Origin of the sequence: Rhizobium rhizogenes NBRC 13257 (genome assembly GCF_000696095.1) — a bacterium.
In the GTDB taxonomy this organism is placed as follows: Bacteria; Pseudomonadota; Alphaproteobacteria; order Rhizobiales; family Rhizobiaceae; genus Rhizobium; species Rhizobium rhizogenes.
In genome coordinates, this window is sequence record NZ_BAYX01000006.1 from 216,950 (window position 1) to 242,328 (window position 25,379).

Genomic DNA, 25,379 nt, shown 5'->3' on the forward strand with positions numbered 1-25,379 from the left:
GATGTCGAAGCCCGCTACCGATTTCAACGACCCGATCAATCTTCAAGTCATGTGGAATCGCCTGATCTTCATCGCGGACCAGGCCGACAACGTCCTCGGCAAGACCGCGTTCTCGCCGATCGTGCGCGAGAACCATGACTACGTGACCGTCCTTCTCGACAGCAAGGGTCGTGCACTTGCGCAATGCACCTGGTCGATCCCGGTCTTCATCACCTCGCTTCCGGCCGCCGCGCAAAAATACTTCCTGCCGAAATTCCCGGCGGAGGCTCTGGAAGAGGGCGATGTGCTGGCCACAAACGATCCGGAGATCGGCACCGGCCATCTTCCCGACGTGACGATGCTGACGCCGATCTTCAAGAACGGCAAGGTCGTCGCCTATGCCGGCTCGATTGCGCATCTTCCCGATATTGGCGGCGCACCGCTGCATTCCGAGGCGAGCGACATCTTCGAGGAGGGCATCCGCTTCCCGATCGTGAAGCTGCTCAAGGCGGGTGTCCCCAATCAGGATGTCTTCGATATCATCGCCGCCTCCGTTCGTCTGCCGACGGAGGTGAAGGGCGATCTGGAATCAATGATCGCCGCCAACAACGTCATGGGCCGCGAGCTCCTGAAGTTTCTCGATGAATATGGTCTTGATGACGTCGACGGTCTTGCCGAGGCGATCCATTCCCGATCGGAAGCGCAGACCCGCAAGGCGATCGGCGAATGGCCGAATGGCACCTATAGCGCCGAAGTTCTTCTCGACGGCTACGATGTCGATGTGAAGCTGAAAGCCTCCGTCATCGTCGGGGATGATTCCATCCATGTCGACTATGCCGGCACATCGGATCAGGTTCTGCATTCGATCAACTGCCGGACGAACTACCGCTATGCCCATTCGGTTTATGCGCTGAAGTGCCTGCTCGACCCCGAGACGCCGAACAACGAAGGTTGCATCGTCCCGATCACCGACGAAGCGCCGCTTGGCAGCATCCTGAACCCCCAGCAGTGGACCGCGGGCAATTCGCGCAACCTGATCGGTCACGTCATTCCCTCGCTGATCTTCAAGGCGCTGGAGGGCGTCGTTCCGGACAAGGTCATGGGCGATAGCGGCGGCGCGCCGATCTGGGCGGCCAATTGTGTCGGTCAGCGGGACGATGGCTCCCAATATGGTTCCGTGCAGAACTTCCATGGAGGCCAGGGCGCGCGGGCCGAACTCGATGGCCTGGACACGCTGAGTTTCCCGTCCAACTGCAAGGTGACCGCAATCGAGATGTTCGAAATTGCAGTGCCGGTGCTGACGGAGCGCAAGGAGTTGATCGCCGATTCCGGCGGTGCCGGAAAGCATCGCGGCGGTCTCGGGCAACAGGTGGTCCTGCGTAATCTCGGCAAGACCCCGATGAATATCTATCTCGCCTCCGAGCGCGTCCGTCATCCCTGCTTCGGCGTTGTCGAGGGACAGAACGGCACGGCCGGCAAAGTATCGAAGGACGGCAAGCCGCAGTTCCCAAAGGGGAAGGTCGTTCTGAAGACTGGCGAGCGCCTTGAGGTCGAAACGCCGGGCGGCGGCGGCTGGGGTCGCGCCAGCGAACGGTCCGTCGAGATTATCGAGCAGGACCTTGCCGAGGGCTTGATCACGCCGAAGGCAGCAAAGGCCGTTTATGGCTATAAGGCTACGTCTGCCGCCGCAGCGGAATAGGAGAAAGTCATGGGTCTGCTTGATGGGAAAATCGCACTGGTCACCGGGGCAGGGACGGGTATCGGCCAGGAGGCCGCCATCCTTCTCGCCAAGGAAGGCGCCCGTGTTGTCCTCACCGGCCGACGTCTGACGCCACTGCGCGAAGTCGCCGCCAGGATCGAAAAGAAAGGCGGCAGTGCGTTTACCCGCGCGCTCGACATCGAATCCCGCGAGGAGATCTTCGCGACGGTGAAATGGATCCGCGACGGCATCGGACCGGTGGACATTCTGGTGAACAATGCAGGCAGCGCCAGCAAAGTCCTGAACGCACGCTTCCTCGGCGAGGATGAATGGAACTCGACGGTCAATGTGAACCTGACCGCAGTCTTCAATCTGACGCAGGCGGTCCTGCCTGACATGATCGCCAAGGGGGAAGGGACCGTCATCACCGTCTCGTCGCTGGCGGCACTCAATCCGAACCTGCTCGGTGGTGCAGCCTACGGCGCGGCGAAGGCGGGCGTGAAGAACTTCATGACCTTCGTTCACAACACCTACCGCAATCAGGGCATCCGCGCGACGACCATTCTTCCAGGCGAGACCAATACGCCGATCATGGACAACCGGGCACGACCGCCGCTGGAGACTGAGCGTGCCATCATGCTCGATCCGCACGACGTTGCGAGAGCAATCCTGCTCTGCGCCAGCCTGCAGAAGGGAGCGATGATACCCGAGCTCCATATCTGCCCGACATTCATGCGCGATACCTCGGCCGATATCGAGACCGCGCGCTGGGTGGGAGCGCCGGCAGACACGCCTGATCTGCCCAAGAAAGAGAAATAGGAGGAACATCATGAACGGTGCCAAATTGCGCGCCCGGCTTCAAGCCGGCGAAACCATCACCATGTTCACCCCGCACCACTCTTCGTCGGGCCTTTCAGCCCGCTTGGTCGAGCTCGGCGCGGACTCCATCTTCGTCGATTGCGAGCACGGCACCTGGAGCTTCGAGGATGTCCGTGCGACATCGCAGATCGTCCGTTCGGTCGGCGGCGCTGCAATCATTCGCCCTCATTCGCATGAGCGGCCGGTTCTCATCCGCTATCTGAACGCCGGCGCCGATGGGCTGATGGTGCCGATGGTGGACACGGCCGAGCAAGCCCGCGCCGTCGTCGACGCCGTCCGATACGCTTTGCCGTCCGACTATGAAAAGCGTCTGGTCGTCAGCATGATCGAGACGCTCGAGGCGATCGACAATCTTGACGAAATGCTCGCTGTGGAGGGCATCGACGTCTTCTTCATCGGACCCGGCGATCTCTCGCAGAATATGGGCTTTCCGCCAGCCCCGCCTTTCGGTGAGCCACGTCCGATGGAAGTCATCGAAAAAGTGGCCTACGCGGTCGGGAAGATACGGGCTGCCGGCAAGGTCGCGGGTACCCTCGCGACTGCCGAGGAGCTGCCGCACTGGCTCGATAAGGGGGTCCAGTTCTTCTACATCCACTCGGATCCGTTTCTGCGTCGCGGTCTAGCAGGTATCAAGCAGACGCTGGCTCAATAATCGGAGCAGGGGTCATGCTCGCTACGATCCGGGTTCGAAGCCTGTCGAGGCGAGCATTTGATGGCAATTTTTGGTTGATCAAGGAGATGACATCTGCATTTCTACTACACGGTTAGATTTCAACAGCTTTTATGAACTGTGTATTAATGATTGCAATATAGATGCCAATCCATGGAAGCGATGTCACGTCGGCATGATCTGGATTTTCTCAGGGTCGCAGCATTCATGCTGCTGATCGTCTATCATGTCAGCTTGATGTACAACTCCAGGAGCTTTCTGCTGAAGTCGCAGGACAGCTCTGCCATGTTCGATGTGATCCATCTGTGGACACATCCTTGGCGCATGTCGCTGTTGTTTCTGATCTCAGGCGTTGTAACGGGGATTTTGCTGACGCGGCAGGCTCCCGAGGCGTTGAGGAGTGTGCGAACGAGGCAGTTGCTGGCCCCATTGCTGGTCGGTGTTTTGCTTCTGATCCCACCCCAGATGTACGTCTGCCTGAATGGCCGTTTGGGCGTGGATATCAGTCTTCTGGACGTCTTCCGGCATTATCTGACCCTGACGCCTGTTCCGCTGCCGGATGGAGGCGTGGTCAATCTCCTGGGAATGCAGCACCTGTGGTATCTCGCCTATCTCTGGGCGTATACGGCTATCCTGACGCTTGCCCTGTCGGTCTGGCCGGGGCTGTTGCGGCGAGCAGGGGACTGGTTAATGCCCTGGCTGGCGGGCAAGTCGATCTTGATACTGCCTGCCATATTATTCATTCTACTGAGGCTCGCTTTGCGGCCAGTTTTCCCCCCAACGCTCGATATCTTGACCGATTGGTATAGCCACGCGGTCTATCTGGTGTCGTTCCTGTTGGGCGCGGTGATAGCCACGCGCAGCGATTGCTGGGATACGATTGTCCGCATGCGAAAACCCGCCCTGATCCTGGCGTTGGCATGTGCGTTGTCTCTCGCGATACTCTTTCCTACCTTGCCTGGTGGAGAACCGGGAATCTGGCGACGGCTTGTGGGGAGGGTGCTCGGCGGTACCTTCCAGTGGTGCGCGATCGTCGCGATTCTCGGGTATGCGAAAATGTGGCTGAATTCGGATAATACCGTTATTCGCTATTTGAACAGGGCCATTCTCACCTATTACGTGCTTCACCAGACGGTCATGCTGCTTATTGCCTACGGGTTGCATCAGTTCGGGCTCATGTCGGCCTCGACTTTCATTCCGATTGTGGTTGCGACGCTTGCGATATGTGCGCTGGCGTATGAGCTGAAACGGCGCCTGGAAGTCTCCTGGCGTCTCTGGAGCGGCGCTCGCGTTGCTTAATTCGGTGTCTCCATCTCCGGGCAACAGTCAGTTTTGCGGTGATCATCCATCGGTCTTGAAATCGAGGTCGAGTTCGCAGGCGGGCAAGCCTCTCAGCCCCCAATTCACCGGGTCAATCTCAACGAGAATGGTTTCGATGTCTCCGGCCGGAATGCCGAATGCTGAAAGCTGAAAGCTGAAAGCTCGTTGACCATCGCGGCATACAACCGTCGCTTGGCGTCGAGCGGGCGACCGGAAAACAGCTTGATTTCGATGACCAAGTAGGCCGGTCCATTGCCGGGAGGCACGATGATTGCGTCTGCATCATACTCGATGAGGCTGGTGCAACAGTCGTCACTCGGGACTTCCAGCCCCGCCAGAAGCGCCCGCTGCACCGCCTCGAGAATGTCGGGGCGACGATCGCCAATCCAACCGCGCCGCGTTTCTATTCTGACAGCAGGCATGATTTCCCTTTCAAGCCGAGATAGGCCTTCACGTTTTGGCCGGCCCGAAAGCTTTGCGGCAAATCGCGCTCAATGCGCCGGCGTCCGGCAATCGAGGATGCCCCGCAAGTGAGGCAGGACCTGATCCCTCTCCGCGTCGATAAAGAAATGGTCGCCGTCGAACCATTCCACCGTGCATGACGTGCTCGTCTGGTTTTTCCATGTGGCGACCTGATCCAGGCGTATGTGCGTGTCCGTTCTTCCGGCAAGCACGTCGATCGGTATCGCCAACGGCTCGTCGGGCACATAGCGATAGGTTTCCACCATTTCGAAGTCCGCTCTCGTGGTCGGCAGGCAAAGCTCCATCAGCTCACGCTGACCGAGGAGATCGGCGGGAATGCCGTTGAACGCGGTCAGCGCGTCGAGCAGCGCATCGTCGCCGAGCGCGCTCAGGCGTCGTCGCGGATCGCGCGTGTCCGGTGCGTCCGCGCCCGATACGATCAGCGCGGTCGGTTCTGACAGCTGCTGGCGCCGGAGTGACCGAGCGACCTCGAATGCCATCAGAGCACCGAGACTGTGACCGAAGAATGCAAAGCGGATGCTGGCGGACGCCGCGGCGATCACTGGCGTGACAGCCGCGACGGCATCGTCGAGCGACCGGTAGGGCACCTCGTGAAAACGGCTGCCGCGACCGGGCAGCCGTATGCCCCATATTTCGATGTCAGGCGCCAATGCGGCTTGCCAGCCGAGATAGGACGCTGCATCGCCTCCTGCATGGCTGAAGCAGTAAAGGCGAAGCCGCGGGGACGAACATTGCCCGTTAACGAACCAGCGGGACGAACTCATGATATTTCCTTTCGAACACGAACGTGCGGCCCTTCAAACCGGCGCGGCGAGCTTCGATGGCTCGCCGCGCGCCAATCGTCATGCCGCAGATCGAACTGCGCTGTGGGCGGTCGATCGCTGCGCACGATAGCCATCGAGAATCTGCCGCATGACGGAACGGGGATACTTACCGCGCGAAATAATACCACCGGTTTGCCCGTTGGCGACCGCGTAGCGTTCGTCGCGCATCAGGATCCGGTGGGCTTTCTGCAGGTTCCAGTAGGGTATGCCGGGGAGCAGGTGATGCGTGAGGTGCAGATTGTCACCATGCATACCGATGAACGCCCGTTCCCACCAGGCGGGAAAGCGATTGCGCGTTACCAGGAGTTCGTCGTCTTCCTTGCCCAACAGGCCGAAATGCTCGGACACCTCGGAAAGCCAGCCAATGATCTGAAATGTCGTCAAATAGGGAACTAGCCAGAACAGGACATATCCGCTTGGACCCGCCGCCGCGAAGAAAATGGCGAAAATGATGGCATGAACGGAGAGCAGCTTGAGTGCGCCGATGGGTGAGCCGAGCAGTGCCGCCAGACGATGGCGAACAAGGTAATTCAGATAGCTGATGACCTTGAGCAGGAATACGGTTTTGAGAAGGTGCTTGAAGACGAATTCAAACCGGTCCTCCGCGCGCTGCAGGCCGGATTCTATGTAGTAGATGTAGTCCGGATCCTTGTGCGGGTCGCCAAGATAATGGTGATGCATCTTGACGTGTGAATGATGGTATGAATCGAAGTCCTGAAACACCGGCAGGCCGGTCAAGTATTGGCCGATGAAGCGGCTGAGCCGGCGATTGCGCGCGAGCGTCATGTGGGCCGCCTCATGCAACAGGGAAGCAAACGCACGCTGCCGTGAGCCGATGAGCAGAATAGTCAGCGGATAGGCGTAAGGGGAAAGCTTGAAAAGGCCGACCGCGACGGCGATGACCAGGATATCGGCCGTCCATCCGAGCAGCCAATGCCAGTCGTTATTCGCGTAAAGAAGTTTTAGATCGGCCTTTATCGCACTGCTGAACCTGAATTTATTCAGTGTTTCCTTCGCTTCTTTCTCCATGGCAAGCTCCTTGCTTACACTTCGCGTTAAAGTGGCTCGCAAGCTAACAAATCGGTTTTTCTTCATCGTCCGGGAAGTTTCCTGCGGGATTTTTCCCGGATTGTGCGAGTAGCCGCTCCGATGTCTTCCTTCCACGGCCAATCATTGCGCTTCGCTGCGAGCCTGTGCTCGCGCCGAATACCAATTCCGCAATCTCGTCAGCCCGATGAATAAGGAGTGCTTCATGAGCTATCTTGTCGATGAAAGCGCCGATGCTTTCGACCAACTGAGCAACGCAGCCGGACGCACGTACCCGACAGGTACCGAGGCGCGGTTGTCGATGTCGCAGGAGCAGGCGTGGTTTCTGGAAATGCTTGTCCCGGACAGCATCGCCTATAATTTCCAGGCCGTGCTGAACCTGCATGGCGAACTCGACATCGGCGCGCTCGAGCGTGCCCTCGGGCGGCTCGTGGAGCGGCATCAAAGTCTGTCAACGGTGTTTGTCGACCACGGCGGCGAGCCGCAGCAGCGGATCGAGGATGCGTGGCAGGTGACGCTCCCCGTCGTCGACCTGTCGAAAACGGCGGACTCGATGCGCGATGCCTATGCCGCGTCCCTGATCCGGATGGAGACCGCACAGAAGATTGACGTTGGAACGCTGCCGCTGATGCGCTGGGTGCTGTTCAAACATGGGGATCATGACCATTCGCTGCTGCACATCGAACACCACCTCATTCACGACGGCTGGTCATTCCGCCTGTTCCTGGGCGAGCTGAGTCACTTCTACAACGAGGAACGCGGCCGTCCCGAACTTGCGGCGCTGGAGCCCGCGATCCAGTTCATCGACTACTGCAACTGGGAGCGCGCATGGCTCGATTCGTCTGCCGGACGCGTCGGCCGCGAGTTCTGGCGGCGTCGTCTTACCGACTGGTCTGCGCACGGCCATTCGCCGTTTCCGCAAGCGCAGGCGCGTGTCACTGGGCTCGATTTCGTCGGGAGCTCGGTGTCCGTTCCATTCCCCGCCGAACTTGCCAGCCGGTTGAAGCACTATGCATCGGTAAACAAGGCGACGCTGTTCGAAACGATGTTCTCGCTGTTTGCCTCCGTCGTCGGAACGCGGTCCGGCAACACGCGGCAGATCGTCGGCACGGCGGTTGCGAACCGCGACATTCATGGCATTCAGAACACGATCGGAATGCTGGTGAACATGTTGCCGCTGCGCGTCGAGCTGCAAGGTGACACGCGCTGGCCGACGCTGCTCGAGCGTGTGAAGGATGAGATCCGCACGGCATGCGCCTATTCGCATGTGCCGTTCTCGAGCATGGTGGCCGACCTCAAGCCCGCGCGTGTGGCGAACCTGCTGCCCTATATCCAGGTCGGGTTCAGCTTCCATAATTCGATGACCCGTCAGCTTGAATTCGACGGGCTCGACGTCGATATCGTCGAAGGCCTCAGCAACGGATCGGCGAAGTTCGACCTCAACGTGATCGTCGTTTTCGACGACGAAGCGCGGCCGGAAGCGGGTGGTCGGTTCCTGCTCGAATACTCGACGTCGTCGACGAACGAGACGGGTGTCGTCTCGCTGATGGACGAGTTTTTTGCGTTCGCCAATGCGTGGCTCGCCAATCCTGAGACGCATCTTAAGGATGTCGTGCATGCAAGCTCGGCCGCAGAGGCGACCAATGAGCGTGCTTCTGCCGAGGACGACGATGGTGCGTTCTGGGCGGCGCAAATCGAGACCGACGCCGGCGAACTGGTTCCCGACCAACTTGGCGCACTCGTCGGCACCGAGCTTCGCTTCGACCGGCTTGATGTCGCGCTTGCCCGTGAACCGCTTGAGCGTCTGCGCCAGTCGTGCGAGACCGTCGGTATCACACCCGCCGTAGCACTATTCGCCCTGCACGCAACGTCGCTCGCGCGCTTTTCGGGCAATCTCGACGTGCTGGCCGGTCTTGTCGCCGACAACGACGTCCAGGCACTAAAGACGCTCCTGCCGGTTGCTGTGCATGTGGATCCAACGGCCTCGTTCGCAGTCACGTTCCGTACGGCGGAGGAGCTGTGCCGGCGCGCATGCGAGCACTACGCTCGCTCGCCGGACGTGTTGTCCGCCGTAATCGATGCGTGGCAGCAAAGCTCGGGGCGGTCGGCCGCGTCACTGCTGCAATCGGCGTTCGGCGTCGCAAACGACGTGGAGGGCATATCCGCTGCCGGTCGTGCCCGCATCGAGATGATCGTACGAACAGAGGGTGACGACCCGGTGCTGAGTGTCCGCTACGCATCGAATCTGTTCTCGAAACATGCCGTGAAACTGCTGGTGGAAGACTTCTCGAGGATGCTCGATGCCGCCGCAGCGTCGTTGGACACGACGCTCCAACAGGCGGGTGCCGCGCTCGACGACAACCGCCTCCGCGCGATCAGCGAAGGCGTGCGTCCGCTGTGCCAGCAGTCGACGCTGCATGAAATTTTCGAGAGTTGGGTGGCGATACAGCCCGATTCCGTCGCCGTGCGCAGCGGCGTGTGCGTCTGGACCTATGCGGAGCTCGACGCGAGAGCGAACGAAATCGCGGAGCGGCTACTGAGTAACGGCGTGCAGCCCGGCGAAGCCGTTGCGGTGTGCATGCCACGCTCACCATGGCTTATTGCGGCGCTGCTTGGCATCCTGAAGGCTGGCGGCTGCTACCTGTCCATCGACGCCACGCTGCCCGATGCACGCCGCGACTGGCAGCTGCGCGAGGCAGACGTCGCGCATGTGCTCGTCGATGCCTCAGCGCCGGCATTCGCCGATCACATCGCCGTGCATCGCATTGACGGCACATTGGTTGAATCCTTGGCCGGCGTCCGGCCCGCGAGCCGACCGCGCGTCGATACCGACGCGCGGTGCTACTACATGTTCACATCAGGCTCCACCGGCGAGCCAAAGGCCACTGCGAGTGATCATCGCGCGGTGATCAACCTGGTGACCAACACCGACTACCTGAAGATCGGTCAGGATGACCGGTTGCTAGTGTTCGCGCCGCTTGCGTTCGACGCATCCACCTTCGAGATTTGGGGTGCACTGCTGAATGGCGCGCAACTCGTCGTCCAGCCCGGCGCACTCGCGAGCCTCGAGGAACTGGGCGATACGCTTGCCACGCAGCAGGTAAGCATCCTGTGGCTGACATCGGCGCTGTTCCAGGGGATGGTGGAGCAGCATCCGGAGGTGCTGGCGGGTGCGCGGCGCGTGCTGACCGGCGGCGACGTGGTGTCCGCCGATGCCATGCGTGCGTTCTTCGCGGCTGGCGGCCGCCAGCTGACTATTGCCTACGGACCGACCGAGGGGACAGTGTTCACCACCGCCTACACGCTCGACGCGGCGGAGGAGGTGAGCGGCCGTGCCCTCATCGGCCGCCCGATCGCGCATCGCGATCTCTACGTGGTCGATGTATTCGGCAATCTGGCGTCAGAAGGCGTGCCGGGCGAACTTTACGTCGGTGGCGGCGTGACCGGCGAATACTTGAAACGCCCTGAACTGAGCAAGGAGCGCTTTGTGCGGCTGCCATGGCTGTCCGAGCACACGCTGTTCCGTTCCGGCGATGTTGGACGTTGGACGACTGACGGTCAGGTCGAGTTCCTCGGGCGCCGCGACAGCCAGATCAAGATCCGTGGTTTCCGCATCGAGACGGGCGAGATCGAACAGGCAATCCGAGGGCTCGAAGGTGTCGCGCACTGCGCGGTGATCGTGCGTGCACAGGGCGTGGACAAGCAGCTCGTCGCCTTCGTTGCCCCGGTGCGCGGCGTAACCCTTTCGGGGTCGGCGATCCGCGACGCATTGCGGCAGGCATTGCCCGATTACATGGTACCCCTGAACGTCTACTCGATCGAGCGGCTTCCGACGACGCCAAGCGGCAAGCTGAACAAGCGCGCACTGCTCGAGCTCGCTGCGCAGCCGAACCCCGTTTTCGTCGACGAGCCGGATACTGAAGCCGTTTCTCTCGAGAGACTGATCACGCCGATCTGGGCGGATGTCCTGAAGCTCGACAAGGTCGAGCGACATCAGGATTTCTTCGCGATCGGCGGACATTCGCTTGCCGGCATGCGGATCATGTCACGATTGAGCAAGACGCTAGGCCGTCGCCTGCCGCTCGACATGCTGTTCCGCTATCCGACAGTCGCATCATTCGCCGAGGCTATAAAAAGCGGTGGAGAGGTATCGCGGCAATTGTTGCCTGACCATACTTCGCCGGTGCGCGGCCACTCGATCGAACCGAGCCCGACGACATCCAGCGACAAGCCGAACAAGCGCGCGCTGTCCGAACCCACACCGCAGCTGGCCGCCATTTCCGCCGATGTGCCGGACATCGCGGCCGGTTCCCTGGAGGGGCTGATCGCACCGGTCTGGGCGGACGTCCTCAAGCTCGACAAGGTCGAGCGGCATCAGGACTTCTTCGCGATCGGCGGACATTCGCTTGCCGGCATGCGGATCATGTCACGGCTGAGTAAGACGCTGGGCCGTCGTTTGCCGCTCGATATGTTGTTCCGCTACCCGACGGTCGCGTCGTTCGCCGAAGCTATCACAGATGGCCACGACGTCGCGCATCTCTGAGTGCTGCCCCGCCGCGCGGACCGGTCCTGCAGCGACCGGTCCGCGCCTCCCTCCTGTCCCGAATTACCGTGGCACGCGGCATGCGCGCCCATTCCACATGGAGCAACACATGGATTCCCTATATTTGATCGCTTCGCCCAATCAGTCCGACCCGGCAGCTTCGACTGGTTTGTCTACCGCTCAGCAGAGCCTTTGGTTCCTGAACCAGCTCGAGCGCGGCGGGGTCACGTACAATGTTCCATTCGTGCTGCGCTTCTCCGGCCTTCTCGATCCCGACGCGCTGGCGCGCGCACTTGATGTCGTGCAGCAACGGCATCCGGCGCTCCGCTATCGCTTCCCAGGTGCCGACGGGCAGCCATCCGCGCAGTTGAGCGAAGAGACCGTCACGCTGAACCAAGTGGACCTGTCGGGCGACCCGGATGCGGAAGCACGCATCACCGATCTGCAAAACGCCGAGGCTCGTCATGTGTTCGATCTCGAACGCGCCGCACCGATCCGTACAACGCTCGTTCGCGTCGCCGATGATGATCATCTGCTGATCGTGATCGTTCACCACATCGTCTTTGACGGCCGCTCCGTACAGGTCTTCCTGAACGAGCTTGCCAGCGCCTATGCGACGCTCGTGCAAGGCGATGAACCCGACGCGTCACCGGTCGATGAGGGGCTTTATTCGGATGGCGCCGCGCTCGATGAGGATCTGGCGATAGGTGTCGAGTACTGGCAGCAGCGCCTGTCGGGAGCGCCGTCCGTGCTGCCGTTGCCGCTCAATCATCCGCGTCCAGCCACACGACAATTCAAGGGCCGGCGCGTTGCCTTCGCCGTGCCTTCCGATGTGGTCGACAAACTGAGGCGCATCGCGAGCGCGCGCAGCGTGTCGCTGTACATGGTTGGGCTGACGGCCTTCGCCGTGCTCATTCAGCGGTTCACGCATGAGAACGACGTGGTGATCGGATCACCGATCTCCAATCGCTACGATCTCGATTGCGAGGACGCCATCGGCTATTTCGTCAACACCCTGCCGAACCGCATCGACCTATCCGGCGCACCGTCCTTCGCCGATCTGCTCGATCGCGTCCGCGTCGCCGTGCTTGAGATGCTGCAGCATTCATACGTGCCGTTCGAGAGGATCATCGAAGCCGTTCAGCCGCCCCGCTCGCTCAGCCATGCCCCGATATTCCAGGTTCAGTTCGACCTGGCCGCCGAAGGCTTCACGGCGTCGTTCGGCGCCGCCCTCGATACGCATTTTTATACGCTCGACTCGTGTAGCGCAAAATATGACCTCAGCCTGACGCTACAGCTCGTCGACGATGGGATGAACGGCGTATTCGAATATGACAGCGACTTGCTCGACGACGCGATCGTGCAACGCATGGGCGACGGTCTCGTGCATATTCTGCAGCGTTTCGCAGCCGAGCCGGATACTCGGATCGACGGGTTCTCGCTGCTGTCGCCGGACGCTGCCGCAACGATGCTGACGATAGCAAACGACGGCGCGCATGATCCAGACACGGCGTTCGTGCCGTTTCACCGCGCTTTCGAGGCGGTTGCCGCGTGCGCTGACGATGCCGTGGCGCTGGTCTATTCCGACGCGCGTCAGACCTATGCGTATGTCGATGCGCGCGCAAACGCGCTCGCCGCGGGGCTGTTCGATTGCGGCGTGCGCCGTGGCGACCGCGTCGTCGTGTTCCAGCATTACGGTCCGGATGTCATTGTCGCTCTGCTGGCGATCCACAAGGTCGGCGCGGCATTCGTGCCAGTATCACCGAGCGATGCGCGCCACGCGGTGCTCATCGATGATGTCAACCCAGCCGCACTACTCGTCGCCCGCCTGGAGGACGGTGCGGCGCTCGGCTATCCTCTCGTTGCAATCGAGGATCTTGGTCGGGACGCAGAGGTGCTGTCCCCCAACCCGGACTGGGGTGGTACGCAAACCGAGGCGGAGGACATCGCATACATAATCTTCACCTCCGGCTCTACCGGCCAGCCGAAGGGCGTGGAAGTGTCGCACGGCAGCTGGATATCGCTGTTCCATGCGTTCGAGGCAGTTTATGGCCGCAGCGAAGTCGGCGTCACCGCCGTATTGCAGATGGCGACCCACACGTTCGATGTGTTCATGAGCGACGTGATACGCGGGCTTGGCGGCGGCGGGCGGTTGATCATGTGCCCGCGCGACAACCTGACCGATCCGGAGGCGCTGTACGCTTTGATCGAGCGTGAGCGCGCGACGATCATGGAGTTCGTGCCTGCGGTCGTGCGTCTGATGATCCAGTATCTCGAACGCACCGGCAAACGCCTGAATGGCCCGCGTACCATCACCTGCGGCGCAGACGTGTGGTTTGTGCACGAATACCGGAAGCTGCGCTCGCTGTGCTCACCGCAGACGCGCCTGCTGAGCGTCTACGGCGTCACCGAAGCCACCTGCGAAAGTGCAACCTTCGAGCCGTGTGACGACTCTTATGAGCTCGAGCGTAGCTTGCCGATCGGCACGCCGCTGCCGAATACCGCAATGTATGTGGTCGACGGCGCGCTGAACCTGGTGCCTCTCGGCGTGCCCGGCGAACTCATGATTGGCGGTGGCGCCGTGGCGACCGGCTACCTGAACAGGCCGGAGCTGAGTGGAGAGCGCTTCCCGACCGGTTCATTCGGCGCGGACGGAGGCTTCGTGTCCGATCCGGGCGGCCGGCGTTTCTACCGCACCGGCGATTTGTGCCGGCATCTTGCCGATGGAACGATCGAATTTCTCGGCCGGCTCGACAACCAGGTCAAGGTGCGCGGCTTCCGGATCGAACTGGGCGAGATCGAAAGCGTGCTCGCCGACCACCCGGCCGTGCGTGAATGCGCTGTCGTCACGCGGCAGGCGCCCGGCGACGATCTCGAACTGGTCGGTTACGCTGGCACAAGTGCAAGCGCAGAGGCGCTGCTCGACTATCTGCGCACGCGTCTGCCGGCACATATGGTGCCGCGCGTGATCGTCGTGCTGCCAGCATTGCCGTTGTCGGCAAACAGCAAGATCGATCGTAAGCGCCTGCCCGATCCGGACTGGGCGGCAACCGCGCGCTCATATACGGCACCGCAGAACCCGCTCGAGGCGCGACTCGCGAAGGACTGGGAAGCTCTGCTCCAAACGGAGCGGGTCGGCGTGCACGACAACTTCTTCGAACGGGGAGGTCATTCGCTGCTCGTCACACAGGCTCTCGCGCGCATCCACAGTGCGTTCGGCGTCAAGCTGAAGGTGGCAGACCTGTTCGAGCGGCCGACTATCGCGCAACTCGCCGAACGCGTGATGCAGGAAATGATGACACTGACGCGAGGGCTGGCTGCGGCGGACGTGCCGGAGCCGATTATGCGCGCTGAGGGGATCGAGCGTCAGCGCCTGTCGTTTGCGCAGAAGCGGCTATGGTTCGCGCAGCAATCGGAGCCGATATCGGCGTACAACATGCCGGAGATTTTTCGCTTGCGCGGCGCGTTGGATCTGCCGGCGCTCGAAGCCGCGTTGAACCGCGTGATCGAGCGCCACGAGGTGCTGCGCACCCGGTTTACGGCAGCCGTGCAGACATTCACCGACGCTGCCGGCGTCACGCGCAAGGAACCGTTGGCGGAGGTCGATCCGCCGGCGTATGTCACGCTCGACGTTGAGCATATCGACCGCTCGCAGCTGACCGAACGGCTCGCGCGCGACGTGCAGCGGCCGTTCGCGCTGGATCGTGAGTGGCCGATCCGCGCGACTTTGTTTCGCATTGCCGATGACGAACATGTTCTGTGCGTCGTGCTGCATCACATCGCCTATGACGGCTGGTCCAGCGCGTTGATGCGGCGGGAACTTGCGGCCGGCTATCGCCCGGCTGCCGGCAGCGTATCGGCAGCGGCTAAACCTGCACTGCAGTACCAGGACTACGCGGCCTGGCAGCGTGTGCAGACCGAAACGCCGGCCTTCACCGAGCACGTAAATGCATGGCGGGAACGCCTGAGCGATCTACTGCCTGCGCTGCCACTGCCGGAGCGTGCAAGCGTGCTCGCGACAGACGGCCCTGCCGGCGGTTACGTGCCGTTCGCGTTGCCGGAGGCGTATTCCGCGCAATTGGGACGGCTCTGCCAGCGCCTGAACTGCACGCCGACGATGGTCGCGCATGCCGCGTTCTCGATCCTGCTGCATCGCTATACCGGTCAGGACGATGTCGTCATTGGCATGCCATTCGCTGGTCGGGATCATGTCGACAGCGAGGCGCTGCTCGGCTTCTTCGTCAACCTGCTGCCGGCGCGGCTGCGCGTCGAAGGGCATCAATCGCTCGCCAATGTGATTGCTGCGAGCCGGCGTGCGGTGCTTGATGCCGAGGCCGCGCAGATGGTGCCGCTAGACCATTTGGTCGAAGTGCTGAACCCGGAGCGCATGCCGGGCCGGCACCCATTCTTCCAGATAGGGCTCGTCGTGCAAAGCGGGCCGTCTGTCGCGCTCGATATGCCGGGCGTCGTCGTCGAGGAGATCGGATTGGCGTCGAGCGATGTCAAGCTTGACCTGATGCTGGAGCTGCGGGCGATCGACGGGGTGCCGCTTGGCGGCGGCTTCAAATACCGGACATCGCGCTACGATCGCTCGCTGGTCGAAGGGCTCGCTCGGCACTTCCGGGAGTTATTACAAAACCTGCTTGCCGACGCCGACCAGACGGTTGCTAGCGTCGGGATTTTGTCGGCGGATGAATATGACGCTCTGACGCGTGTCAGCAACGAAACGCGGCGCGATTACAGGGATACGAGGGACGTCATCGCACAATTCGAAGCGCGTGTGGCGTTGGCGCCAGACGCCGTTGCGCTCGAGTTCGACGGCCGGCATTGGAGTTATGCACAACTGGATCGGCTGGCGAACCGTCTTGCCAACGAGCTGATTGCGCGCGGCACGACACCGGGCACGCGCGTCGGCCTGTTCACCGGGCGCCATCCATATCTGGTGGCGGGTATGCTCGGTGCGTTGAAGGCGCGGTGCGCGTTTGTGCCACTCAATCCCGAGGATTCGATGGAGGGCACACTCGGTTACACCATCAGCGACGCGGGTGTGAGGCTCATCATCGCGCACCGCGGCCTCGCGGAACGTTGCGAGCCGCTCGGGCTTGCAACGCTGCTTGCCGACGAGTTCGACGACGATACGCCGGCGCCGCCGCCGCGCTGCGTGCGCGAGCCTGAGGACCTGGCCTATGTGCTCTACACCTCCGGTTCGACCGGCCGGCCGAAGGGCGCGATGATCACGCAGCACAATCTGCACAATACGGCCAACGCATTTGTCGAGTGCGTCGGGCATCACGCCGGCGCGCGGCAGCTGCAGTATTTTTCGCCGGTGTTCGACGGCGTGTGCGGCGAGGTCTTTCCGGTCCTTGTCAGCGGCGCAACGCTGGTCTTCGCACACACCGGGCAATTGCTGCCCGGCCCCGAACTGCTCGACCTGCTGCGCACGGCGCGCATCACGCACCTGCAGATCACGCCGACCGCACTCAGGCTTTTGCCCTATCGCGATTTGCCGGATCTGGCGGTGATCGTGGCCGCGGGCGAAGCCTGCCCGCTGAACGTCGCGCACATGTGGGCGATGGGCCGGCGCTTCATCAATGGCTACGGACCGACCGAGACGACAATCTACGCATCGGCGACCGACTATTGGGACGCGCGCGGCGCACTGGTGTTGCGGCCGATGGCGAACGTTACCTTCTATGTGCTCGACCGCTACCGGAATCCGGTACCCTCTGGCGTGCCGGGTGAGCTCTACATCGGCGGCGACGGGGTCGGGGCGGGCTATCTGAACCTTGATGAAGTGACCGCGTGTAGCTTCTTGTCGGACCCGTTCTCGTCTGAACCGGGCGCATTGTTCTATAGAACCGGCGACTATGTGATCCGGCAGCCGAACGGTAGCCTCGCCTATGTCGGGCGCGCCGACTCGCAGGTGAAGATCCGCGGCTTCCGTGTCGAGCCCGGCGAGATCGAGGCGCGCTTCAACTCGTTGCCCGGTATCGAGCAGGCGGTTATCGTCACGCCGCTCGACGCGCGCGGCCACCGGGTTCTCATCGGTTATTACGTCGGTGAGCCAGCGGAGGATGTGGTACGCGTGTTGCTCGCGCGGCAGCTGCCCGCGCATATGGTGCCGGAACGGCTGGTGAAGCTGCCCGAGTTGCCGCTGGGCCGGACCGGCAAGGTCGATCGCAAGGCGCTGGCGACCAGGGTTGACGAGCCGATTGCCAGTGAACCGGCAGTCGTCGAGCCGGAGGTCGTTGCAGCGGCCACGCCACTTGTTCGCGCCCCATCGAGTGGCAAGAGGCTGCAGGCGCGCGTGAAGGCGATCTGGCAGCAGGTGCTTGAGCGGGACGACATCGAGCCGGACAGCAACTTCTTCGATCTCGGCGGACATTCGCTGCGTATCGTCGAGATGCGCAAACACCTTGAGGATGCATTCTCCACGCGGGTCGCGATGACGGATCTGTTCGAGCACCCGACGCTGAGCGGGCTTGTCGCACATCTCAAGCGACTTCAAGTCGACGTTGTGGACGACGACCGGCCCGTCGATATGCCGGCACCTCTACCAGCGCCCGTCGCCGATGGCGCTATCGCAGTGGTCGGCATGGCCGGGCGCTTTTCCGGCGCGCCCGATCTGCAGGCGTTCTGGGACAATCTGGTTGAAGGCATCGAATCCACGCTGCACTATAGCGATGAGCTGCTTGCCGAATATGGCGCGGATCCTGCGAAGCTCGCGCAATCGGACTTCGTAAAGCTTGGCAATCGGCTTGAGGACGTCGACAAGTTCGACGCCGAATTCTTTGGCTACTCGGCACGCGAGGCGGCGCTGATGGACCCGCAGCAGCGGCTCTTTCTCGAATGCGCCTGGGCGGCAGCGGAAGCGGCCGGCTATGGCGGCGGTGCTGGCGGGCGGCGGGTCGGCGTGTTCGCGAGCGCAAGCACGAGCCATTATCTGCTCGACCACGTCTATCCGCGCCGCCGAGAGCTGAAGCTCGAAAACATCCAGTGGCTGCTTGGCAACGGCCGTGATTTCCTGGCGACACGCACCGCCTACAAACTCGACCTGTCCGGTCCGGCGGTGACGATCGAGACCGCGTGCTCGTCGTCGCTGGTGGCCGTGCATAATGCATGTACGAGCCTGCTTGCGGGCGAGTGCGAGATGGCGCTTGTCGGTGGCGTGTCGATCGAAGCCGAGTATTATGGCTATCGGCCGATGCAGGGCAGCATCATTTCGAGCGACGGCCTTTGCCGGCCGTTCGACGCGGATGCCAGCGGCACGACGGGCGGCAGCGGCTGCGCGGTCGTCATGCTCAAGCCGCTCGCAAAGGCGATCGAGGACGGCGACCATGTGCACGCGGTCATTCGTGGCTCGGCGATCAACAATGACGGATCGGCCAAGGTCAGCTACACCGCGCCGAGCGTCACCGGGCAGGCCGAGGTCATTGCCACGGCGCTTGAGCGCTCCGGCCTGCCGGCGGAATCGATCGGCTACGTCGAGGCGCACGGCACCGGCACACGGCTCGGCGATCCCGTCGAGTTTCGCGCGCTCGCGACAGCCTACGCAGGCGCCGCGCCATGGCCTGAGGGCCGCCGCTGCGCGCTGGGTTCGGTGAAAAGCAATATCGGCCATCTTGACGCCGCCGCCGGTATCGCCGGCTTCGTCAAGGCGGTGCTTGCGGTCGAACACGATGTGCTGCCGCCGAGCCTGAACTTCTCGCAGCCGAATCCTGAAATTGATCTTGAGGGCAGCCCGTTCTACGTCAACACCGAGCGGCAGCCGTGGCCCGCGTCGCCATGGCCGCGCCGCGCCGGCATCAGCTCGTTCGGGATCGGCGGCACCAACGCACACATTATCGTCGAGCAGCCGCCCGAGCCGTTGCCGCGCGAGCCGAATGACGAGGGCTGGCATGTGCTGCCGCTATCGGCGCGGTCGCCTGAAGCGCTGCGGCGTACGCGCCGCCGGCTCGCCGACCATCTGCGTGCGACGAGCGCGCATCTGCCGGATATCGCATTCACCTTGGGTGCCGGTCGCACGCGCTTCCCTTTCCGGGATGTGCTTGTGTGCCAGACGCGCGAACAGGCAATTGCCGCGCTCGAGGCACCGCTCGCCGTGCCAACCCGCGAGTCCAGTCAGGACCGTCCGGTCGTCTTCATGTTTCCGGGGCAAGGCTCACAGCATGTTGGCATGCTGAGGGGGCTTTACGAAAGAGAGCCGGTGTTCCGTGATGTGCTGCGCGAATGCGCGGCACTGCTTACCGCGCAAGGTGGCCCGGACATCCTCGGCTATCTGTATCCTGATCCGGCGCGCGAGGCCGAGGCTGCCGCCGCGCTCCGCGAGACGGCGGTTGCGCAGCCGGCCCTGTTCGCGGTCGAATACGCCTGCTCGATGCTGCTGCAAGCGCGCGGCGTTCGACCGAAAGCGCTGATCGGACATAGTCTCGGTGAACTGGTCGCCGCTTGTGTCTCCGGCATCTACACGCCGAAGGATGCGCTGGCGATCGTCGTCGAACGCGGCCGGCTGATGCAGCGCGCCGGACGCGGCGCGATGCTGGCGGTTACTCTCGATGAACAAGCGTGCGAACGCTGGCTAGGCACCGACGTCGAGCTCGCGGCCGTCAATGGCAGCCGCCAATGCGTGCTTGCGGGCAGCATCGACGCGATTGCACGGTTGCAGCTCGCGCTGGCTGAAGCCGGCGTGCAGAGCCATCCGCTGAAGACATCGCATGCGTTTCATTCGCGGATGATGGAGGACGCGGCGCAACAGCTCGAGGTCGCTATTGCGGCAATTCCGGTGCATGCCGGCACGGTTCCTATCGTGTCGAACCGCAGCGGTATCTGGCTATCGCTCGATCAGGCGAACCATGCTGCTTACTGGGCTTCGCATCTGCGCGATACCGTACGCTTTGCGGACGGCATCGCGATGCTGCTCGACGAATTGGATGCGCCGATCCTGGTCGAGGTCGGTCCCGGGCAGGCATTGCGAAACGCACTTCAGTCCGATCCTGATGCATATACGACGACTGGCTGCGGCCGTCATCCGCGCGATCGTGCGGACGATGCGCAGACGTTTGCAAACATGATCGCGGCCCTTTGGCGTCTCGGAGCTGCGCTCGACTGGCAGAGCGCGAGTGGGGACGAGAACGGCCGGCGGGTGCCGCTGCCCACTTATCCGTTCGCACGCGACCGGCATTGGATCGATGCGGAGGGCGCGGAGCTGCGGGCGAGGCCTGCGGTATATCGCCATTGGCGGCAGCTGAGCGGGCAGCGCTGGGAGTACGAGCTCGCGCTGTCGCCGACGCTGTGGCTTGTCGACGAGCATCGCGTCTTCGACGGCAAGCCGGTGCTGCCGGGCACTGGCTGCCTGGAACTGGTGCGCGGCGCGTTCGAACGAATGGGCCACGGTTCGCGGATTGAGTTCAGCGACGTATATTTTCCGGCGCCGCTCGTGCTTGACGACGACAGCAGCGTCCAGATCGTCCGTGTCACCTTCCGGAGTGATGAGGACGGCGCGCAGGAATTCGTGCTCGCATCCGCACTTGATGGCGATAATGGCCAGCTGACGATCCACGCGCAGGGGAGGATCACCGCACACGAGCATTCGCCCGCAGTGTCATCCGCGTTTGAGCGCGTTCGCGCGGATCGTGCGGACACGCTCGCGAACGCGTCGGCACGCCAGTCGCTCGATGAGCGGCTCGGGCTGTTCGGCCCGCGCTGGCACTGCTTCCGCTCGCTCTGGCTTGCAGAGGACGAAGGTGTCGCGCATCTTTCGCTTGCCTCGGATTTCGTGGCGGATATCGGGGCTTTTCCGCTTCATCCCGCGTTGCTCGATATGGCGACCGGCTTCCTGTCGGCGATGGAAAATCGTGGCGCGCGGTTGCCGTTCCACTATGGCAAGCTCAAGATCCATGCGCCGCTGACGGCAGAGCTCTTTAGCCACGCACGCCGCGTGCGCGAGAACGTCTATGACGTGACGCTGTTCGCGGTGGACGATGCCGGTGAAGTCGGGCTGGCCCTAGTCGAGATCGAGGGCTTCACATTGCGCGACGAGCGTGCTGCACCCGACACCGCGGATCGCACCGATCCGACCAGCTGGTGCACGCGGCCGGCGTGGCGGCCGGCGTTGCCTCCGCGGGGCGAACCGATGCCGGAAGGGCCGTGGACAATCGTTGCACGGGGAACCACCGACCCCACGTCGATCGCGACGGCCGTGCCGCCGGGCAGCCTATGGATCGGCGACACCGACGGATACGCTGTGCAACTCGAAGCCGCTGCACAGCCGACGCACATCGTCTACATCGTCGGCGACAGCGTTCCGCATGGCGCGGGACATCCGGCAAATGCGCTGTTCGGCGATCTGATGCGGCTGTTGCGGGCCGCCGCGCCGAAGGCGCCGCATGGCACGGTCTTGACGCTCGTCACGGCCGGCGCCTGCGCGGTGCTCGCCGACGAGCAACCACGAGCGGCACAGGCGGTGCTGCTCGGTGCGGTGCGAGCCGCGATGTGGGAGTTTCCAAACCTGCGCTGCCGCCATATCGATCTGCCGGTGGGGGCGGGGAGTGCCGATCAAGCTGCGCTTCGTAACGCGCTTGCCCGGCACGATCACCACAACCATTCACCGCTCGCGCCGACCGTCGCGGTGCGCGACGGTGCGTTCTACGAGCCATATTTCCGCTCATTGCCCGCATTTGCAACCGCGCCACGTTTCGTAGACGGTGGTGCATATGTAATCACCGGCGGCCTCGGCGGGATCGGCCTCGCGCTCGCTACGCATGTCGCGATATCCGCCACAGCGCCTTGCCTGTTTCTCGTGTCGCGTTCGGGAGCATCGCACCCGAGTGCCGAAGCATCGATCGCCGCGCTCAGCGCACTTGGCGCGGTCGTGACCGTCGTTCAAGCGGATTGCGGCGACCGCGATGCGTTCGCGGCGGCACTTGCCGATATAAAGAGCCATTGCGGCCGGATCGACGGCGCGATCCACGCGGCGGGCGTCGAGGCGAGCGGGCTCATTCAGCTCGCCGAGTCTGACGCATGGACCCGCGTGCTCGCGCCGAAGACGATCGGCACGGATGTGCTGATCGATGCGCTGCGCGACGAGCAGCCCGATTTTATCCTGCTGTGCTCATCGCTCGCCGCCGTCCTCGGCGGCCTTGGCCAGGCGGATTACGCGGCTGCAAACGCCTATGTCGACGCCTCGGCACAGGCGGCGCGCCGCGAGGGATTGCCGGTGGTCGCGGTGAATTGGGACGCATGGGCCGAGGTCGGCATGCGCGTCGCATACGACCGCGCGCATCCGAACCAGGCGCCGATCGACGCGACCAGCGGCTTGCTCAACGCCGAGGGCTGCCGACTGTTCGACATTGCGCTCGCGCATGCCGACGCGCAAATCGTCGTGCACAAGGCGCAGGATATCGAAACGTTGATCCGGTCGCTTGCGAACGAGCCTGACAGAGCCGGGCCGCGCGGTGTTGCATCATCTGCGACAACGGCCGAGCATGTCGCGCCGCGCAACGCGCTCGAGCGGCAATTGGCAGAGCTGTGGCGCGAGTTGCTGGGCGGCGAGCTACCTGGCGTCCAGGATGACTTCTTCGATCTCGGTGGTCATTCGCTGCTTGGTGCACAGTTGATCTCCCGTGTCCGGGAACGCTTCCCTGAGTGCCTGACGCTTGCCGAGTTTCTCGACGAGCCGACGATCGAACGGATGGCGGCTTCGCTGGGTACCGTCGAGGAAACCGGCGATGCGCCGGATGACGGCATGCGCTACTGCCTCGTTCCGGTGCAGCGCGTGGGCGGAGGCCGGCCGTTCTTCTGCCTGCCTGGCATGGGGGGGAACGTGAACCAGGTGCTGGCGCTTGCGAAGGCGATGGGCAGCGAACGCCCGTTCTACGGCCTGCAATGCCTCGGGCTGGACGGCAATGCCGAGCCGCATGGCAGCGTCGAGGAGATGGCGGAGCTCTACATCCGTTGCATCCGTTCGGTCCAGCCGGAAGGGCCGTATTTGCTGGGTGGGCACTCGCTCGGTGGCAAGGTCGCGCTCGAGATGGTACGCCGGCTCGAGGCGAACGGTGAGGCCCCCGGCCTGCTTGCGCTGTTCGATTCCGCAGCGCCGCCCTACTTGCGCTTAGCGACGCCAAGTGATGCGCAGGTGGTCGGTTCGCTGCTGAGTATCTTCGGGCGCTACTCCGGCAAGCCGGTCGAGGTGACACGCGAAACGCTCGATCGGCTCGAAAAGCTAGAACATGAGGAGCGGATCCGCTACCTGAAGGATGAGCTGCAATCGCTCGGGTTGATCGACGCGCGCGCGGACGAGGGCAGCATCCGCGGTATCTTCAACGTCTACAAGGCTGCGGCAGCGTTCGGGATGAACTACGATCCGCCGAAGGTTCCGCTGCGTTCGTCGCTGCTGCTTTTCCGCGCCATTGACTCTATGCCCGCGGGCATCAATCTACCGGAAATCCGGCAGACGCCGGCCTGGGGATGGGAGGACTTCAGCGCCGCGCCGGTCGATTGCCACGACGTGCCGGGCGACCACTTCACCTGCCTGTCGGCGGAGTATGCGGGCGAGATCGCGCGCACGCTGAAACGGCGCCTGGTGGAGTTCGACTGATGGGCACCAAACCGAACCTTACCGACGCGGGCGGCGCGCCTGTATGCTCCGAAGGCGCGGCTTTGTATGCCGCCGGTCGAGATCGCGCGCTGCCGGTGGGGTTCATCCTGTGGATCCTCGCGCTCGACGTGCTCGGCATGGGGCTGGCGATGCCTGTGTTGCCGACGCTGATCGCCGAGTTTGCGACGGTGCCCGCGCAGCGGGTGTCGCTCGTGCTGGGAGCGGCGATCGCGTCGTACTCGGCGACGCAGTTCCTTTTCGCGCCGATGCTCGGCGCGTTGAGCGACCGGTACGGGCGCCGCGTGGTCCTGCTTGTCGCATTGGCGGGCATGGCGGCCAGCAACTGGATGGTCGCGCTTGCCGGCGGGCTGGTATCGCTGCTGATCGGCCGCGCGCTCGGTGGCGCGTCGGCGGCAAACATCGCGACGGTGATGGCCTATATCGCAGACGTCAGCGACGGCGAGCGCCGTACGCATCTCTATGGAAGCGTGGGGAGCGTGATCGCCGTCGGGCTCGTTGTCGGACCGGTGGCGGGCGGCTGGCTCGCGTCGATCAATCCGCACCTGCCGTTCATCGTTGCCGGTGCGCTCGCAGCACTCAATCTGCTGTATGGTTGGTTCTATCTTCCCGAAAGCTTGCGGCAGGAAAACCGTCGGCCGTTCGAATGGCGGAGAGCGAATCCGATCGGCAGTTTGTACGCGCTGTTTCGTAACGGCTCGATGCGTCCCTATCTGCTCGCTGCCATCTGCACATGGTTCGCATATGGCGTGTTTCAGAGTTGTTTCGTGCTGGCCAACCAGGTGCGCTATGGCTGGAACGTCGTTGATGCGTCCTGGGCGCTCGCCGCCTTGGCGCTCGGCATGGCATTGTCGCAGCGCTATCTGGTCCGCCGCCTGACGGCCCATTTTTCAAACCGATGGATCATTTCGATCGGATACGGATGTTGCAGTGTCGCGTATCTTTGCTATTTCGCTGCGTCGTCGCCATGGCTCACTTGTGCCGGGATCGCGGCGCAGGCGTTGGGTCTAGTCGCGGAGCCGGCGATGCGAAGCGAGTTGTCGCGTTGTGCCACCGAACGTCATCACGGCGAACTGCAAGGCGGCCTCACATCGATGCTGAGCCTCGTCGGCGCGATTGCGCCTTTGCTTGGTTCCTACGCCTTGACCGTTGCGGGGGGAGGAACGGGCGATCCGGCGACGGTCGGGTGGCCTTTCGTGATTGGCGTTGCGATGTATGCGCTGGCAATTGGCAGTCTTTGGCACACAAATGATTAGCCGGCTACCTAATAAAAATTCCTCGGCATCGGATTTCACCAAAAAATGCTTGCGTTCCGCTCCAGG

General features: G+C 62.9%; 10 protein-coding genes. 7 read left to right on the plus strand and 3 right to left on the minus strand.

The features are described from left to right. The first annotated feature begins 1 nt into the window (after position 1). The 4 genes from RRH01S_RS15235 to RRH01S_RS15250 all read left to right on the plus strand — a co-directional run bounded on the left by RRH01S_RS15235 (position 2) and on the right by RRH01S_RS15250 (position 4,526). Positions 2 to 1,678: a hydantoinase B/oxoprolinase family protein gene (locus RRH01S_RS15235; protein WP_042472583.1), complete on the plus strand. Its 1,677-nt coding sequence runs from the start codon at positions 2 to 4 to the stop codon at positions 1,676 to 1,678. 9 nt (positions 1,679 to 1,687) lie between these two features. Beyond that, positions 1,688 to 2,497, plus strand: coding sequence for an SDR family oxidoreductase (locus RRH01S_RS15240; RefSeq protein WP_042472586.1), 810 nt, complete (start codon positions 1,688 to 1,690; stop codon positions 2,495 to 2,497). Positions 2,498 to 2,507: 10 nt separating this feature from the next. Further along, on the plus strand, positions 2,508 to 3,209 hold the full coding sequence (locus RRH01S_RS15245) for an HpcH/HpaI aldolase family protein (protein WP_042472589.1): 702 nt from the start codon (positions 2,508 to 2,510) through the stop codon (positions 3,207 to 3,209). A gap of 171 nt (positions 3,210 to 3,380) precedes the next feature. Next, positions 3,381 to 4,526, plus strand: a complete 1,146-nt coding sequence (locus RRH01S_RS15250; protein WP_234711702.1) for an acyltransferase family protein — start codon at positions 3,381 to 3,383, stop codon at positions 4,524 to 4,526. Positions 4,527 to 4,630: 104 nt separating this feature from the next. Here RRH01S_RS15250 and RRH01S_RS15255 read toward each other — a convergent pair whose 3' ends face one another. From RRH01S_RS15255 to gntB, 3 genes are all read right to left on the minus strand, one after another. Then, on the minus strand, positions 4,631 to 4,969 hold the full coding sequence (locus tag RRH01S_RS15255; RefSeq protein ID WP_234711703.1) for a tautomerase family protein: 339 nt from the start codon (positions 4,967 to 4,969) through the stop codon (positions 4,631 to 4,633). A gap of 69 nt (positions 4,970 to 5,038) precedes the next feature. Beyond that, positions 5,039 to 5,794, minus strand: a complete 756-nt coding sequence (locus RRH01S_RS15260) for a thioesterase II family protein (protein WP_042472594.1) — start codon at positions 5,792 to 5,794, stop codon at positions 5,039 to 5,041. Between the two features lie 78 nt (positions 5,795 to 5,872). Further along, positions 5,873 to 6,883: a guanitoxin biosynthesis L-arginine gamma (S) hydroxylase gene (gene gntB, locus RRH01S_RS15265; RefSeq protein WP_042472600.1), complete on the minus strand. Its 1,011-nt coding sequence runs from the start codon at positions 6,881 to 6,883 to the stop codon at positions 5,873 to 5,875. Between the two features lie 223 nt (positions 6,884 to 7,106). Between gntB and RRH01S_RS15270 the strand changes: the two genes are divergently transcribed. The 3 genes from RRH01S_RS15270 (at position 7,107) to RRH01S_RS15280 (ending at position 25,313) form a co-directional block, all read left to right on the plus strand. Continuing rightward, positions 7,107 to 11,444, plus strand: a complete 4,338-nt coding sequence (locus RRH01S_RS15270; RefSeq protein WP_042472603.1) for a non-ribosomal peptide synthetase — start codon at positions 7,107 to 7,109, stop codon at positions 11,442 to 11,444. A 109-nt stretch (positions 11,445 to 11,553) separates the two neighbouring features. Then, positions 11,554 to 24,039: a hybrid non-ribosomal peptide synthetase/type I polyketide synthase gene (locus RRH01S_RS15275; protein WP_042472608.1), complete on the plus strand. Its 12,486-nt coding sequence runs from the start codon at positions 11,554 to 11,556 to the stop codon at positions 24,037 to 24,039. Next, positions 24,039 to 25,313 carry a tetracycline resistance MFS efflux pump gene (locus RRH01S_RS15280; protein ID WP_042472611.1) on the plus strand — a complete coding sequence of 425 codons (1,275 nt, stop codon included), beginning with the start codon at positions 24,039 to 24,041 and terminating at the stop codon, positions 25,311 to 25,313. Before RRH01S_RS15275 ends, RRH01S_RS15280 begins: the two co-directional genes overlap by 1 nt. Positions 25,314 to 25,379 lie beyond the last annotated feature (66 nt).

Coding starts and splice junctions, on each gene's coding strand:
- RRH01S_RS15235 (WP_042472583.1), top strand. CDS start 2: ATGTCGAAGCCCGCTACCGATTTCAACGACCCGATCAATCTTCAAGTC.
- RRH01S_RS15240 (WP_042472586.1), top strand. CDS start 1,688: ATGGGTCTGCTTGATGGGAAAATCGCACTGGTCACCGGGGCAGGGACG.
- RRH01S_RS15245 (WP_042472589.1), top strand. CDS start 2,508: ATGAACGGTGCCAAATTGCGCGCCCGGCTTCAAGCCGGCGAAACCATC.
- RRH01S_RS15250 (WP_234711702.1), top strand. CDS start 3,381: ATGGAAGCGATGTCACGTCGGCATGATCTGGATTTTCTCAGGGTCGCA.
- RRH01S_RS15255 (WP_234711703.1), bottom strand. CDS start 4,969: ATGCCTGCTGTCAGAATAGAAACGCGGCGCGGTTGGATTGGCGATCGT.
- RRH01S_RS15260 (WP_042472594.1), bottom strand. CDS start 5,794: ATGAGTTCGTCCCGCTGGTTCGTTAACGGGCAATGTTCGTCCCCGCGG.
- gntB (WP_042472600.1), bottom strand. CDS start 6,883: ATGGAGAAAGAAGCGAAGGAAACACTGAATAAATTCAGGTTCAGCAGT.
- RRH01S_RS15270 (WP_042472603.1), top strand. CDS start 7,107: ATGAGCTATCTTGTCGATGAAAGCGCCGATGCTTTCGACCAACTGAGC.
- RRH01S_RS15275 (WP_042472608.1), top strand. CDS start 11,554: ATGGATTCCCTATATTTGATCGCTTCGCCCAATCAGTCCGACCCGGCA.
- RRH01S_RS15280 (WP_042472611.1), top strand. CDS start 24,039: ATGGGCACCAAACCGAACCTTACCGACGCGGGCGGCGCGCCTGTATGC.